Annotated in this window: 14 protein-coding genes; 12 read left to right on the top strand and 2 right to left on the bottom strand. The window is 49.0% G+C overall.

Annotation, left to right across the window (positions count from 1 at the left end; all coding sequences use genetic code 11):
* The first annotated feature begins 1 nt into the window (after nt 1).
* From ACYVEA_RS25840 to ACYVEA_RS25870, 7 genes are all read left to right on the top strand, one after another.
* Nucleotides 2-718, top strand: coding sequence for a VIT1/CCC1 transporter family protein (locus ACYVEA_RS25840; RefSeq protein WP_461116320.1), 717 nt, complete (start codon nt 2-4; stop codon nt 716-718).
* A 12-nt stretch (nt 719-730) separates the two neighbouring features.
* The gene (locus tag ACYVEA_RS25845; protein ID WP_461116321.1) at nt 731-1,135 is read left to right on the top strand and encodes a hypothetical protein; all 405 of its coding nucleotides are present in this window, start codon (nt 731-733) and stop codon (nt 1,133-1,135) included.
* Nucleotides 1,136-1,289: 154 nt separating this feature from the next.
* Nucleotides 1,290-2,360, top strand: coding sequence for a cation:proton antiporter domain-containing protein (locus ACYVEA_RS25850; protein ID WP_461116322.1), 1,071 nt, complete (start codon nt 1,290-1,292; stop codon nt 2,358-2,360).
* 90 nt (nt 2,361-2,450) lie between these two features.
* Nucleotides 2,451-2,984 carry a DUF1269 domain-containing protein gene (locus ACYVEA_RS25855; protein ID WP_461116323.1) on the top strand — a complete coding sequence of 178 codons (534 nt, stop codon included), beginning with the start codon at nt 2,451-2,453 and terminating at the stop codon, nt 2,982-2,984.
* 43 nt (nt 2,985-3,027) lie between these two features.
* On the top strand, nt 3,028-3,498 hold the full coding sequence (locus ACYVEA_RS25860; RefSeq protein ID WP_461116324.1) for an Hsp20/alpha crystallin family protein: 471 nt from the start codon (nt 3,028-3,030) through the stop codon (nt 3,496-3,498).
* 474 nt (nt 3,499-3,972) lie between these two features.
* Nucleotides 3,973-4,563 (top strand): outer membrane beta-barrel protein, encoded by a 591-nt coding sequence (locus ACYVEA_RS25865; protein WP_461116325.1) that lies wholly within the window; start codon nt 3,973-3,975, stop codon nt 4,561-4,563.
* A gap of 295 nt (nt 4,564-4,858) precedes the next feature.
* Entirely contained in the window at nt 4,859-7,834 is a 2,976-nt protein-coding gene (locus tag ACYVEA_RS25870; RefSeq protein WP_461116326.1) for a glycosyltransferase family 117 protein, read from the top strand.
* 81 nt (nt 7,835-7,915) lie between these two features.
* Here the strand turns inward: ACYVEA_RS25870 and ACYVEA_RS25875 are convergent, their stop codons facing one another.
* A complete protein-coding gene (locus tag ACYVEA_RS25875; RefSeq protein ID WP_461116327.1) occupies nt 7,916-8,395 on the bottom strand; it encodes a hypothetical protein in 480 nt (159 codons plus the stop codon).
* A 437-nt stretch (nt 8,396-8,832) separates the two neighbouring features.
* Between ACYVEA_RS25875 and kaiC the strand changes: the two genes are divergently transcribed.
* The 4 genes from kaiC to ACYVEA_RS25895 are packed head-to-tail and all read left to right on the top strand — an operon-like array spanning nt 8,833 to nt 12,483.
* Nucleotides 8,833-10,533: a circadian clock protein KaiC gene (kaiC, locus tag ACYVEA_RS25880; protein WP_461116328.1), complete on the top strand. Its 1,701-nt coding sequence runs from the start codon at nt 8,833-8,835 to the stop codon at nt 10,531-10,533.
* A gap of 19 nt (nt 10,534-10,552) precedes the next feature.
* On the top strand, nt 10,553-10,846 hold the full coding sequence (locus tag ACYVEA_RS25885) for a circadian clock KaiB family protein (protein WP_461116329.1): 294 nt from the start codon (nt 10,553-10,555) through the stop codon (nt 10,844-10,846).
* Nucleotides 10,847-11,164 carry a circadian clock KaiB family protein gene (locus ACYVEA_RS25890; protein WP_461116330.1) on the top strand — a complete coding sequence of 106 codons (318 nt, stop codon included), beginning with the start codon at nt 10,847-10,849 and terminating at the stop codon, nt 11,162-11,164. It begins immediately after the preceding gene.
* Between the two features lie 5 nt (nt 11,165-11,169).
* Nucleotides 11,170-12,483 carry a sensor histidine kinase gene (locus ACYVEA_RS25895; protein ID WP_461116331.1) on the top strand — a complete coding sequence of 438 codons (1,314 nt, stop codon included), beginning with the start codon at nt 11,170-11,172 and terminating at the stop codon, nt 12,481-12,483.
* On the opposite strand, the gene ACYVEA_RS25900 is transcribed toward ACYVEA_RS25895, so the two are convergent.
* On the bottom strand, nt 12,480-12,923 hold the full coding sequence (locus tag ACYVEA_RS25900) for a response regulator (RefSeq protein WP_461116332.1): 444 nt from the start codon (nt 12,921-12,923) through the stop codon (nt 12,480-12,482). The genes ACYVEA_RS25895 and ACYVEA_RS25900 overlap by 4 nt on opposite strands.
* Nucleotides 12,924-12,988: 65 nt before the next feature.
* Between ACYVEA_RS25900 and ACYVEA_RS25905 the strand changes: the two genes are divergently transcribed.
* On the top strand, nt 12,989-13,690 hold the full coding sequence (locus ACYVEA_RS25905; RefSeq protein ID WP_461116333.1) for a hypothetical protein: 702 nt from the start codon (nt 12,989-12,991) through the stop codon (nt 13,688-13,690).
* Nucleotides 13,691-13,737: the final 47 nt, after the last annotated feature.

Genomic DNA, 13,737 nt, shown 5'->3' on the forward strand with positions numbered 1-13,737 from the left:
GATGGCAACGACGAAACATACCCACGCGCATGTGCCTCATAGCGAGCATCATCTTCGCAGCTCAGACGTTATTTCCGACATCGTTATCGGCATGTCGGATGGGCTGACCGTACCCTTTGCCCTGGCCGCGGGTTTGAGTGGGGCTGTTGCCAGTTCATCACTGGTTGTTACGGCGGGCATTGCCGAGATCGTTGCCGGGTCCATTGCAATGGGGCTGGGTGGCTACCTGGCGGGACGTACGGAAGCCGATCACTACGATTCGGAACGGCGCCGGGAGATGATGGAAGTGGAAACTGTTCCGGAGCGCGAAAAAGAAGAAGTTCGGGAGGTATTTGCGGAAATGGGTTTACCACTGACGCTTCAGGTGGCCATTGCTGACGAACTCGCTAAAGACAAAACTAAATGGGTCGATTTTATGATGCAGTACGAGCTGGGGCTGGATGAGCCGGACCCGAATCGAGCGACTAAAAGTGCCCTGACCATCGGGTTGTCCTACATAGCAGGCGGGCTGGTGCCGCTATCGCCTTACTTTATACTTGCCAGTCCACACGAAGCCTTGCTGTATTCGTGCGGACTGACCCTGATCTGTTTGTTCATCTTTGGCTATTTCAAGAGCAAAGTCACTGGACAGCCACCTGTTAATGGGGCATTCAAGGTGATGCTGATTGGCGCGCTGGCAGCCGCTGCTGCCTTTGGTGTTGCTCGTTTAATCCAATAAATCATCAGGCATATGCAGCCCATCCGCTATATTATCCACCAAAATACAGTCTGGTACAACGTAATGGATTATGCCCGGTTATTACTGGATACGCATACGATCCTGCGCGTAAGGCCGTCCGTACTGCACAAACGGCATCGTTCCTCAAAAACACCCGAGCAGTTACTAATGGCCCGAATGACTCAGTTGAGCGATACGTATCAGCTTCAAATCAATCAAGAACTATTTGCCGACTGGGTTGTTTTCGAGCATCTCCATCGCGTACTAAAGCCCTTTCTTGCGCAGCCATCCGACTGGACAAATCCAGCTAGTTTATTTTATAAAATCCGGGTGTACATCGACCGTCCTAAACGGTCGGTTGAGCCTGACGCCGGGGATGAGTATTTCAAAGAAATAGTCGTCGAAATTTCTGACTGATAGGCCTGAATTCCAAACGATTAACACGGTTTTTCCAGTAGAAGTACCCGGATGTGTGTAACCCGGATAGCTCATTGAGTCGCTGGGTAAGCCATTCCGTCAAACCAACAGGGACTTCATCTGTTGAATAGGCGTTAACAACGCTTCCAACGAGATGAAGAGTGTGATCACACAAGCTCATCGCTTCGGCGGACATGGTGGGCTAACTGTGCTGGATGGCCTGGTAATACTATCACTGGTCATTTTGTTCTGGGTACTGTTTCTTCGGCGGCTTAGTCAACCTTACTTCATTGCTTACATTCTAAGCGGCCTTGTGCTGGGTCCCGATGGTCTGCGGGTCCTGACCAATCCCGAACTCATTGCCCAGCTGGGCGAGTTGGGTATCATCCTGCTCCTGTTCTTTGTTGGCCTTGAAATACGGCTGCCCGACCTGACCAAACACGTCCGTAAACCCTTGCTTGGCATGCTGGCGCAGTTGATGCTGAGTGCATTAGCCGTATGGCTGGTTGGTCTGTACGTACACTGGAGCATGCCCGTGAAAGTGCTTATTACGTTTGCGCTCAGCTTAAGTTCATCCGCAATCATTATTCCCTATCTCCGCCAAAACGGTGAGACAATGACTCCATTAGGTACGTTGACAACCGGTGTGCTGCTGCTCCAGGACATGGCTACCGTGCCGATGCTGCTGACATTGAACCTACTCGGCCCAGGCCAGTTGAACACCGTCGACATCGGCCTGATGCTGGGGGGCGGTATGCTGATTCTGCTTTTCCTGCGGCTGGCCATGCGGCAGCGTAGGATCACCTTGCCTTTTGCCGACGCGCTGGTGCATGATCATGATTTACAGGTATTCTTTCTGGCACTCTTTTTTGTGGCCATTGGCTTACAGATCGACCTTAATTTTTTGGCGGGCAACTGGCCATTGATCAGTGGGCTGGTGGTGCTGGTTCTGCTCATTAACAGCCTGTTAGGAGCGCTGGCTTTTCGGGTCGTCGGTTCGTCCTGGCGCGATAGTGTCTATGCGGGGGCTCTACTGTCGCAGTTGGGCGAGTTTAGTATTGTCCTCGGCCTGTCCGCTCGTCAACTGGGCCTTATCAACGACTTTATCTATCAGCTAACCCTCTCGGTTGTCGCCCTGACGATGCTTGTCACTACGTTATGGATTGCCATCATTCGGGCTTTTGTGTTTCGGGCCAGCAAGCCAAAGACTTCTCAGGACCTCTGAATCTCCGGACCATTAGCTCATAACTAACCAACTTCGGTAGGAAATACAGGTGTAAACCTGTGTTTTTTTGCTAACCAACTCGATTTTATTATGAATAAGCTGATTGCTGTTAGTTTTAACGAGAAGGCCCAGGCGGCCGAAGTACTCAACAAATTGGTAGGTCTTCAGCAGGATTACCTACTCGATCTGGAAGACGCTGTTGTGGTTGTGCGCGACGATGATGGGAAGGTCAGGATTCGTCAATCAGTCAACCTAACGGCCGAGGGAGCTGCGCAGGGTGGATTGTGGGGGGCGTTGATTGGGTTGATCCTGGGTGGCCCACTGGGTATGTTATTAGCCGGCAGTACGACGGCTGTTTTCGGCGCTATTGCCGGTTCACTGAGCGATTACGGGATCGACGACGAGTTTATTAAACGTGTCGGTAATGAATTAAAACCCGGTTCGTCGGCCCTGTTTATTTTACTTCGGCAACTGGTTGAAGACAAGGTTCTTGATCAATTGAATGGTGTACATGGACAACTAATCAAAACATCGCTCTCCAAAGATGCCGAAGAGCGGCTGGCCCGCATCCTGAGCGCGCCAAACGCTACGGTCCACTCAGCTCCGGCCGACGCAGCCGCCTGATCAGTTAGCCACTTTTTTCTCTAACCATAAATTTCCAACTTCTATGAACACTCTCATGCGCGCAAACAATTTGCCTTCGCTGATCGAAAACTTTTTTGGTCGAGACATGAATGACTTCTTCGGCCAGACGACCCTGCAAAGCATTCCAGCCGTCAATGTAGTCGAGCACAACGACGGCTTCCGCATTGACGTAGCAGCCCCGGGGCTAAAGAAGGAAGATTTCAAGTTGAACCTCAACCACAACAACCTGACGATCTCGGCGTATCGGGAAGAGCGGAACGAGCAGCCCGCAGCTCAGTCGGATCAGGACGGGCAGACGGACCGGAAGAATCAGGAGAAGTATGCTCGTCGGGAGTTCAGCTACACCTCGTTCCAGCGGACGTTTATGCTGCCAAATTCGGTGGAAGCCGACCAGATCAAGGCTAATTACGAAGATGGCGTATTGAAGATTGAGATTCCAAAGCGTGAAGATGCTAAAGTGAAGCCACCTCGCCAGATCGAGATTGGCGGGTGAGGGTGTCTGTCTTGTTCTCACCAGCTACTTTTTACCACTACTGTTGCTGATTAAACGCCTGCGTAAAGCCAATGGCCCGGCGGATTCAAGCGTTGATGGACCTGCCAAGTTCACTGAGCGATAGGGAGTGGTGAAAGGTTTCGTAAGTAGTGATAAGTAGCTACAGAAAGACTAAAGCCCTTGGTCTTTGTTTGATCTGGGGCTTTAGTTGTATAAAAAAGTAAACGGGTAAGTAGGCAAAACCCTCCAGAAGCGGCCCTTGCGCACCAGAAAGAAGATGCGCCATTCTACCCGGCTGGGGTGCAGATTATCGTCTGGCACCCCATAAAAAAACGACCCCAAAGTTTCACCTCTGTCAGATGCAGTTACGGGCATAAACGGCCAGCTTACCATCAGGTATTTACCTAAAAGTTAAACAAGTAATTTCCGGGAGCAGTTATAGTTCCAGTTTTATAAACCATCAGAACTACACTCATGAGAAATTATCTCGCCGGATTATTAATGCTGGTAGCCATGTCGGCTACTGCCCAGGAGTACAAACCATTTAAAGTAAACGTATCCATTGGCTATGCCAAACCCTTCAATGCAGGCGTATCGGGGGGCTTTCTAGCCGCGGTAGAACCTAAATACGGGCTTTCTGACCGGTTTGACCTGGGTCTTCGTCTGGAACTGGCTTCTGTAGCGCGGGGTATTCAACAAAACGGCAACACGACAACGGGAGACGTGGGAACCTATGTTTCTTATCTGGTAACGGGTACGTACTTGTTTGGAACGGGTGGCGTTCGCCCTTTTCTTGGTGCGGGGGTAGGGGTATACACAATTGGCGCGGCTGGTACCGTCGTCATCTCTAGCAATGGGCAGGCTAATCAGAATATTACGCTGGTTAGCGATACTAAATTTGGGGGCATGATTCGGGCGGGTATCAAAGCCGGTCACTTTGTTGCGGCTGTTGAATACAATGCTGTACCGACAAGTAAGAATAATACATCCAGCCTGGAAGTCACAAGCGAAAATGCTTATCTGGGCATCAAGGTAGGGGTAGACATCGGTGGCGGCCGTCGTTAAGTCATCCGCTCGGCTAAACGATTCTATCCTGATTGTGAAAAATTCTATCAATGGCGTGACTTTTAGGCGTTGCCTGAGTTAAGAATAGATAAAGAGAAGGTACAGGGCCCTAGCCGCATGGCTAGGGCTTTTGTTTGCCCTGTATGGCCACTCTTAAAAAGAACCGAATTGTTAATTATTTGTAAATCAGCGGTTTGTTAACATAATTTAACGAATTCAATTCTGGGCTGATGGGTTCACTACTGTAGTTTTGGCGAGGACTTACACAAACATTCATCGCTAATTCTACATTGGTATGCCCAGCTTTAAACGCCTGAACACCCTGACGGGCTGGCTCGTTTTCGCCATTTCGCTCGTCACCTATGCCACGACCGTCGAACGCACCGCCAGCTTCTGGGACTGTGGTGAATTTATTGCTTCTTCTTTCAAACTCCAAGTTCCTCATCCACCCGGTGCACCATTATTTCTGCTGCTGGGCCGAATTTTCTCCATGCTGTCGCTGGGGGATTTAACGCGTGTAGCTTACTGGGTCAACATGGGGTCGGTGCTGGCCAGTGCCTTCACGATTCTGTTTCTCTTCTGGACCATTTCCCTGCTGGCTCAGAAACTCTTGGCGAGTCAGCGAACTGGTCAACCCGACCGCGCCTATACGGCTACGGATAGCTGGTTAATTATTGGCACGAGTGCCGTTGGTGCTCTGGCGTATACCTTTTCCGATACGTTCTGGTTTTCAGCCGTGGAAGCCGAAGTGTACGGGATGTCCTCCTTCTTTACGGCTGTTGTGGTGTGGGCGGCTTTCAGGTGGGAACGTATTGACGACGTAGCATCGGCCAATCGCTGGCTCATCTTCATTGCCTACCTGACGGGCTTATCCATCGGCGTTCACTTGTTGAATCTGGTCATTATTCCCGTACTGGCGCTCATTTATTATTTTCATAAATATCCCAAACCCACCTTTTGGGGAGGTGTGCTGACGCTGGTTATTGGCCTGGCCGTTCTGGGGATCATTAATGCATCGATTCCGGGCTTGCCGGGTGTCGCCTTTACCGTCGAACGATTCTTTGTGAATACCCTCGGTTTGCCATTTAACTCCGGGACCATTTTTTTTATCGCTACGTTATTTGGGGTTATCGCGTATGGAATCGTTTGGTCGGTTCGTCAGCAACGGGCGCTGGTCAATACCGCGCTGCTGGCGCTTACGTTCCTGCTGATTGGCTACGGATCATACATGCAGGTACTGGTGCGGGCGAGTTTTGACCCGCCCATCAACGAAAACAGTCCCAACGACATCCTGAACTTCCGGTCGTACCAGAGCCGGGAACAGTATGGCAGTCGTTCGTTGCTCTATGGGCCCGTGTTCACGGCTCACCCCATCGATCAGAAGCGGGGGGCGCCCATGTGGAAGAAAGAGAAAGATAAATACGTCATTTTCGATTATCAGCCTGAGTATATCTATGCGCCCGGTGATGAAATGCTGTTTCCCCGCCTGTACAGTAGCCACCTGAACCACCCGCAGCTCTACCGGCAGATGCTTGGCTTAGCCGAAGGGCAAAAACCGACCATGATCGACAACCTTCGATTTCTGTTTTCCTATCAGTTAAACCACATGTGGTGGCGATACCTGATGTGGAATTTTGCCGGTCGGGAGAGCGACGAAGAAGGGGCGGGGTATTTACTGCCCTGGTCGTCGAATCAGCAGGTGCCTGATCTGTTAAAAGCGAACAAAGCCCGCGATAACTTTTATATGCTCCCGTTTCTGCTGGGCCTCTTCGGGAGTATATTTCAGTACGTGCGTCGTCGACACGACTTTCTGGTGGTGGGATTGCTGTTTCTGTTAACGGGGATTGCCTTGCAGGTTTTCCTGAATTCGCCCCCGTCGGAACCGCGCGAACGCGATTATATTTATGTAGGCTCGTTTTACTTCTTCGCCATCTGGCTTGGGTTAGGCGTTATGGCCGTCGCCGACGTACTGCGAACGTTCTTTCTCAAGTTTAAATCGGTTACGTTTCGCAACGAAGTTGTGCTTGGCATGTGTTTGCTGGTGCCCGTTATGATGTGCGTGAAAAGCTGGGATAATCATAACCGCAACCATCGGTTTCACTCCGTTGATTTTGCCAAAAATATGCTCAATTCGTGTGCGTATAATGGCATTCTGTTTACTGAGGGCGACAACGATACGTTCCCGCTCTGGTACGTGCAGGAAGTTGAAGGCTTCCGTCGGGATATACGGGTCTGTAATCTGAGTCTACTGGGTACCGAGTGGTACATCCAGCAGATGAAGCGGAAAACCTATGAGTCGGATGCAGTCCCCATGTCGCTGGAGTTCGATCAGTTCAACAAGGGTAAAAATGATATTGTGCCTTTCTACGAAGTACCGGGAGTGAAAAATGGTATTGATCTACAGCAGTACCTTAGTCTGGTCAAGACCAATAGTCCCGCCATTCAGGTGCCCTTGACTACGGGTGAGATGACGAATATTCTCCCCTCATCCGTGCTGTTCCTGCCCATTGATAAAAAAGCAGTCGATCGGGCTAAGTTCGTTCCATCTGCACTACGTCCATTCATGAAAGATACCTTGCAGTGGACGCTGGGCAAAAAAGATCTGTTCAAGCCCGACCTGATTATGCTCGACATGATTGCCACCAACAACTGGCAGCGGCCGATCTATTTTTCGAGTACGCTGGCCAATGAGCACTACCTGAATCTGAAGAGTTACATGCAATTGGAAGGCTATACGTATCGCCTGATGCCGGTTGCCGTACCGGGCGCTACGGATGGCTATGTCAACTCGGATATCATGTATACCAACATGATGCACAAGACCTTCTGGCGGGAATTCGATAATCCGGATGTGTATTACGATGAAACCTATAAAGGCCCGCCCGTCATCTCCGCCCGCATTGCCTTTCTGCGCCTGGCCGATCAATTGATCCGGGAAGGAAAGAACGGCAAAGCCCGTCAGGTACTGGATTATTCGCTGAAAGTCATGCCGGATAAAAGCCTGCCGTACGACCAGGTTTCGCCTAATTACGTACGGCTCCTGTTTGCTATCAGTGACAATAAAAAAGCGCTGACCATTGCTGATACGATGGTGACCCGTGCTGACCAGAATCTGTCGTATGCGTTGCGCAGAGAAGGGCAGTTTAGTAGCCCCAACACCGATTTGTATGTGCTCCAGGCGATTGTTGACGCCTGTAAGGATGCCAATCAGTTGGCAGCGGCCACCAAATATGAGGCCGTATTTCAAAAGTATCTGAAGATCTTTGGGTAACAGGGAAGCTACAGGAAGTCCGGTTATGATACCTGACAGGGCTTCCTGTGGCATCAATTCCAGCCATACTAATTAGGAAAATCAACCGACAGATTCAATCCAGTTTTTGAGGTTTACTTCATCGACTTCCTGCCCATCAATCTTGTCAAGATAGGTGGCCAAGAGACCGAACAATTCCTCATTACTGCGCGAATAGGTCACGTCTATCTTTTTGTCTGGTAAGTGATTGTGAAACAAAAATATGGTTTTAGGCTGCTGGCCCACAATTGTAATGTCATAGCCAAAAGCGTCAAATACATGTTGTTCACGGGGCCGCAACCCATCGACGACTAACGTAGTAGTGACGTTGGATAAGTTGAAGGCCTGCGCATAAAACTTTCGAAATAGGGTCAGCTTTTCCGAGTTTTCTACTTTCCATTCCCCCGTATCATAACAGAATAAACGACCTGTGGCCAAATTATACCATAAGGCCCCCTCGTTAATAGACTCCCCGGCACTGTACCAGAAATACGGTTCAGCCTCACTAAAGAATACCTGTTTTTGTGGCCTGCTACTATACATTGCAGTAGTCGTTTAGTAACCTCCCTGTGTTGGCAGTCGTCAGGATGAGTCATCAAATGGGCTCTGCTGTACTCAACCTTGCCTTAACCCCAATACGTATCCTAAACACGTATTAACTCATTCGTGTTTGAAGCGCACTGACCACCTCATGAGGTCGGCCTCTGGCTCACTCTTTGTTATCGGTCGGAAGTAAGTTCATATCTATTTTTTCGTCGGGCCATCAACGCTGATGAGTCAGATTACGTTAAGCGTTTGACGTCAACAGCTACTAGCGAACGTTGCCCCACCGCCACCTACGTGGTCATGGGAGCCTTCCCGATCCTTATTCAAACCCAACTGCCCCCTTAATACGTAAGTACTCCAAACTATTCTGTACTTTTAAAGTATATAGAATAAAACAATGAGCCTTTTCAGGCTAAGACACTTCTTGTATTTAAATGAGCGTACAATCAGCTAACAAACCGTTGAAATCGTTGCCTAAAGCCCCCACGGGTATTTCAGGGCTGGATGACATAACCGGCGGAGGGCTACCACAAGGGCGGCCAACCCTTGTTTGTGGTAGCGCTGGCAGCGGCAAGACACTATTTTCTATCGAATTTATTGTCCGGGGAGCGCTTGAGTTTAATGAACCGGGCGTTTTTATGGCTTTTGAGGAGAAAGCCGAAGAACTGTCTACGAACGTAGCGTCGCTGGGTTTTGATCTTGATCAGCTTCAGAAAGATAAGCTCATCAAGCTCGATCATGTCCATATTGAACGTAGTGAAATCGAAGAAACAGGTGAATACGATCTGGATGGCCTCTTTATTCGCCTGGGCTATGCTATTGATAGTATTGGCGCAAAACGGGTAGTGCTGGATACCATCGAAAATTTATTTGCGGGCCTCACAAACCAGGGGATTCTCCGGGCTGAATTAAGGCGACTTTTTGAATGGTTGAAAGAAAAGAAAGTTACGACCATAATTACCGGAGAAAAAGGGGAGGGTACCTTAACCCGCCACGGGCTTGAGGAGTACGTATCGGATTGCGTTATCTTGCTGGATCACCGGATTACTAATCAGATTTCAACCCGGCTGCTACGTATCGTTAAATACCGGGGGACAATGCATGGTACGAACGAATACCCTTTCCTGATCAATGAAAAGGGTATTTCAGTAATGCCTGTTACGTCCCTGACACTGGATCACCCGGTTTCGTCCGAACGCGTTTCGACCGGCATTCCGGCGCTGGATAAAATGCTGGATGGCCAGGGCTTTTATCGGGGGAGTAGTATTCTGGTTTCAGGTACGGCTGGTACGGGCAAAACCAGCATAGCGGCTACGTTTGCGAATGAAGCCTGTCGGCGGCAGGAGCGTTGTGTCTACTTCGCTTTTGAGGAGTCACCCCAACAGATTATTCGCAATATGCTCTCGATAGGGCTTGACCTTCAGGTCCACATTGATAATAATTTGCTGAAATTCCATGCGTCCCGGCCCACGCTGAACGGACTGGAAATGCATCTGGTTGCCATTCATAAGCAAATCAAAGATTTTAAGCCATCCGTTGTTATTCTGGACCCCATTACGAATCTGATCACGGTTGGTTCGGTCAGCGATGTAAAGTCAATGTTGATGCGCTTGATCGATTTTCTCCAGGCCGAGCAAATAACGGTTATGTTTACGGCGCTTGCGCTGAATAGCGTGATCAATGAACAAACGGATGAAGGTGTTTCGTCGCTGGTGGATGCCTGGTTACTGGTTAGGGATATTGAATCGAATGGCGAACGCAACCGGGGGATGTATGTTATGAAATCCCGGGGCATGAAGCATTCCAATCAGGTACGGGAATTTATGATTACCAATAAAGGACTGGAACTGGTCGACGTATTTTTGGGTCCTGAAGGCGTACTGATCGGTTCGGCCCGCGAAGCTCAGCGATTACATCAGGACACGGGTAATGTCTTACGGGAACATGCCGTTAGTAGAAAAGATCGGGAGATTGAGCGAAAACGAATGGTACTCGAAGCAAAAATAGCGGGCCTTAAAGAAGAGTTTGAATCGATGCAGGAAGAATTGAACAAGAGTTATATTGAAGATGAACTGCGAAAAGAGGTGATGGAAAAAAACCGGGAGCAGATAACCCGCAGCCGGCACAACGAGTAACCCTACCATGACTAACTGAATGGAAACAAAAGAAGAAATTTGGGAGCTGCGACTCTATGTGGCTGGCAATACACCCAAGTCTAAAACGGCTCTTACGAACCTGCAAAAGTACTGTGAGGAACATTTGAAGGATAAATATATTATTGAGGTCATCGATTTATTGGTAAAGCCACAACTGGCCGAAGGTGACCAGATTTTTGCGGTGCCTACCCTGGTAAAAAAAGTACCTGAACCGATTCGCAAGATTATCGGGGATTTGTCGAATGAAGAAAAAGTATTAGTAGGATTAAATATTCGTCCGGCCATTAAATAGATGAGCGAGCCATCACTACGAGAGGACGTTGATCCGGATGGCGAAGGCCAGCACTACGTTTTACATTTGTTTGTAACCGGGGCCTCTTCAAATTCAACGCGGGCAATCACGAATATCAAGCATATTTGTGAGCAATATCTTCCGGGCAACTATACCCTGGAAATTATTGATGTATATCAGCAAAAAACGTTGGCCGAGCAGGAACAGCTTATTGCGCTACCCTTACTGATCAAACGGTTTCCCTTACCTGAGCGACGCTTGATTGGTGACCTGTCGGACACGGGTAAAGTACTTAATGGATTAGGACTTTCTAGGTGATAAGAATGAACGGGGCTAAAACATATAAGCAACTGGTAGCCGAAAATGAAAGCTTGCGCTGGCAACTCGACGAAGTGACCGAAACAATACAGGCGATACGTACTGGCCAGATTGATGCATTGGTTGTTCAGGGAACAGGTGGGCATGAACTCTACACGCTGAAAACGGCTGACCACACTTACCGGGTTTTTATTGAGTCCATGAATGAGGGAGCGGTAACGCTGAATCAGGAAGGGCTTATTTTATACTGCAATTCAACCTTTGCTTCCATGGTTGAGTTGCCTTTGTCGAAAGTTATTAGTTTATCGTTCGACCAGTTTATTGATCCTGCGAATAAAGCCGCTTTCTACGCTCTTTTTGAAGGAGGCTGGAAAGAAGACCGTAAAATTGAACTTACAATTAATGGGAAAACCGGCAAATTAGTGCCGTGCCAACTTTCCATGACAGCGCTTGAACTGGACGGAGGGATCTGTATGAGTATGATTCTGACCGATCTGACGGTGCAAAAAGAAACACAACGATTACTAAAAGCAAATAACGAACAACTCGCTCAGGCCAATGCTGCGCTGGAAGTCAGTAATCTGGCCTTGAATCGCTCAAATAGTAATCTGCAACAGTTTGCTTATGTCGCCAGCCATGACTTGCAGGAACCGCTACGTAAAATTCAGGCCTTTGGCGACTTGTTGAGAGCCCAGTATGGTGCCCAGTTGGATGGAGGTATTGATTACATAGATCGCATGCAGTCGGCGGCCAGTCGCATGTCGATTTTGATTAAAGATTTATTGGCCTTTTCGCGCATATCGACCCAGCAGGAAAATGCTGTTCGGGTCCCCCTGACCCAGGTTATAACCTCTGTTCTGGGCGATCTGGAAATGGTTATTGAGGAATCGGGTGCCGTTGTTGACGTAGATGAGCTTCCTACGGTGCTGGGCGATCCATCGCAACTGGGTCAACTATTCCAAAATTTGATTGGCAATGCACTGAAATTCCGCAGGCCAGATATTCCCCCAAGCATTCATATACGTTCAGGATTGGTATCGGCTACAGACTTGCCTCCTTCGATAAAGCCCGCTCAACTGGCTGCCGCTTATTACCGAATCGACGTAGCTGACAATGGCATTGGCTTCGATGAGAAGTATGTGGACCGGATTTTTCAGGTCTTTCAGCGATTACACGGCAGAAATGAATTTGCCGGAACCGGTGTTGGCCTGGCCATCTGCCAGAAAGTGGTACTCAATCATGGTGGAGCGATCACCGCCCATAGCCATCCGGGCGAAGGGGCTACGTTTCAGGTGTATTTACCTGCAGAAACTTACTAGCTGTCGTTTCGGTATCTGACGTCGAGCAACGTAACGGTTTCAAACCAATAATTTCGTAAGTTGATCAGGTAGGTTTTCCATTCAGGATAACTGAAGGGTTTAACCGTAAAGGATGACGCGCCGAATGCATAAGCTCGCTCGACCAGCTTAAGTGTTTTGCTGGCCGACAACATCACGACGGGCAACAAACGTCCTTTGGGGTGAGCCCGTAGCAGGGCCAGAAAATCTAAACCGTCAACCTTGTCTTGTAGATCAATATCCAGCAAAACGATTTTTGGACCTTTCCCTTCTAAATCATTGATATAGGTTTTGGCAGCTTCAAAGCTTTGAACCTGAATAAACGAAGCTTCCGGAAAGCTCGTCTGGGCCGCCCGACTTAATATATCAGCAATTTGTGGATCGTCATCAACTAACAAAATGGGAAACGAAGGGTTCGGCATAGACGTCTATGAGTGAACGTAGTGGTTTTTGAGAGGCAGTCCGTTCGACAAATTTACTTAATTCTATGGGAAAAATGATGCTAAAACCCATTCACTTGCCCAACCGTAAGCCAAGACGGTGGATAGGGTGGGCCGCTTTACTGGCCCTGCTGATCTGGATGACTGTAGATCTGTTTGTGACACAACCACATAGCATCCGCGAGTTCGATCCGCAGGAGGTCGCTCAGCTTGAAACAGCCATGTGGCGGTCGTATTATGATAAGAAACCCGCGCTTTTATTTTGGCAGTTAGCTAACGGGTTGCGTCAACAATTTCATGCACCCTTCTGGCGATCGTTCGCGCTGGGGTTTCAGGCCACTAAAGCCGCTTTTGTTTTCAAAAAAGGAACGTCTCAGCCTGATTATCAAAAGACACTACCCGATTTAATAACCTATTATAAAGACATTCAGAAGCTCAGTACCGATTCATTTAACGTAGCAAAAGTTGCGAAGCTGGAACTCGACTGGTGGATTGTTCACCGCCAACGCGAACGATACTCGTATAATGACCTGGCTAATGCACTCGTCCAGACAAGTGCCGCGCTGTATGATCAACCTGCCGCACCGTTTGTTACCTACGGACGCTTACGGGCCAATGCTATGCGTTTATGCGATGAGGTACGTCGTCACCCGGGGGGCGCTACCGAAGCCGACTGGCAACGGATCAACCGGGAGTTGGAGCAGGCCTGGGGATCCTTACATGAAGTTGTTCGGGTCTCAAGACTATAACCATGCATCGGGTTCGTTGCGTACCTTTGAGGACGAATTCAATCGGA

The sequence above is a fragment of the Spirosoma jeollabukense genome (assembly GCF_054777855.1).

Excerpts from the sequence above, each read along its gene's own strand:
- ACYVEA_RS25870 (WP_461116326.1), top strand. The coding sequence starts at position 4,859 with ATGCCCAGCTTTAAACGCCTGAACACCCTGACGGGCTGGCTCGTTTTC.
- kaiC (WP_461116328.1), top strand. The coding sequence starts at position 8,833 with ATGAGCGTACAATCAGCTAACAAACCGTTGAAATCGTTGCCTAAAGCC.
- ACYVEA_RS25865 (WP_461116325.1), top strand. The coding sequence starts at position 3,973 with ATGAGAAATTATCTCGCCGGATTATTAATGCTGGTAGCCATGTCGGCT.
- ACYVEA_RS25890 (WP_461116330.1), top strand. The coding sequence starts at position 10,847 with ATGAGCGAGCCATCACTACGAGAGGACGTTGATCCGGATGGCGAAGGC.
- ACYVEA_RS25885 (WP_461116329.1), top strand. The coding sequence starts at position 10,553 with ATGGAAACAAAAGAAGAAATTTGGGAGCTGCGACTCTATGTGGCTGGC.
- ACYVEA_RS25905 (WP_461116333.1), top strand. The coding sequence starts at position 12,989 with ATGGGAAAAATGATGCTAAAACCCATTCACTTGCCCAACCGTAAGCCA.
- ACYVEA_RS25855 (WP_461116323.1), top strand. The coding sequence starts at position 2,451 with ATGAATAAGCTGATTGCTGTTAGTTTTAACGAGAAGGCCCAGGCGGCC.
- ACYVEA_RS25850 (WP_461116322.1), top strand. The coding sequence starts at position 1,290 with ATGAAGAGTGTGATCACACAAGCTCATCGCTTCGGCGGACATGGTGGG.
- ACYVEA_RS25860 (WP_461116324.1), top strand. The coding sequence starts at position 3,028 with ATGAACACTCTCATGCGCGCAAACAATTTGCCTTCGCTGATCGAAAAC.
- ACYVEA_RS25875 (WP_461116327.1), bottom strand. The coding sequence starts at position 8,395 with ATGTATAGTAGCAGGCCACAAAAACAGGTATTCTTTAGTGAGGCTGAA.
- ACYVEA_RS25895 (WP_461116331.1), top strand. The coding sequence starts at position 11,170 with ATGAACGGGGCTAAAACATATAAGCAACTGGTAGCCGAAAATGAAAGC.
- ACYVEA_RS25840 (WP_461116320.1), top strand. The coding sequence starts at position 2 with ATGGCAACGACGAAACATACCCACGCGCATGTGCCTCATAGCGAGCAT.
- ACYVEA_RS25900 (WP_461116332.1), bottom strand. The coding sequence starts at position 12,923 with ATGCCGAACCCTTCGTTTCCCATTTTGTTAGTTGATGACGATCCACAA.
- ACYVEA_RS25845 (WP_461116321.1), top strand. The coding sequence starts at position 731 with ATGCAGCCCATCCGCTATATTATCCACCAAAATACAGTCTGGTACAAC.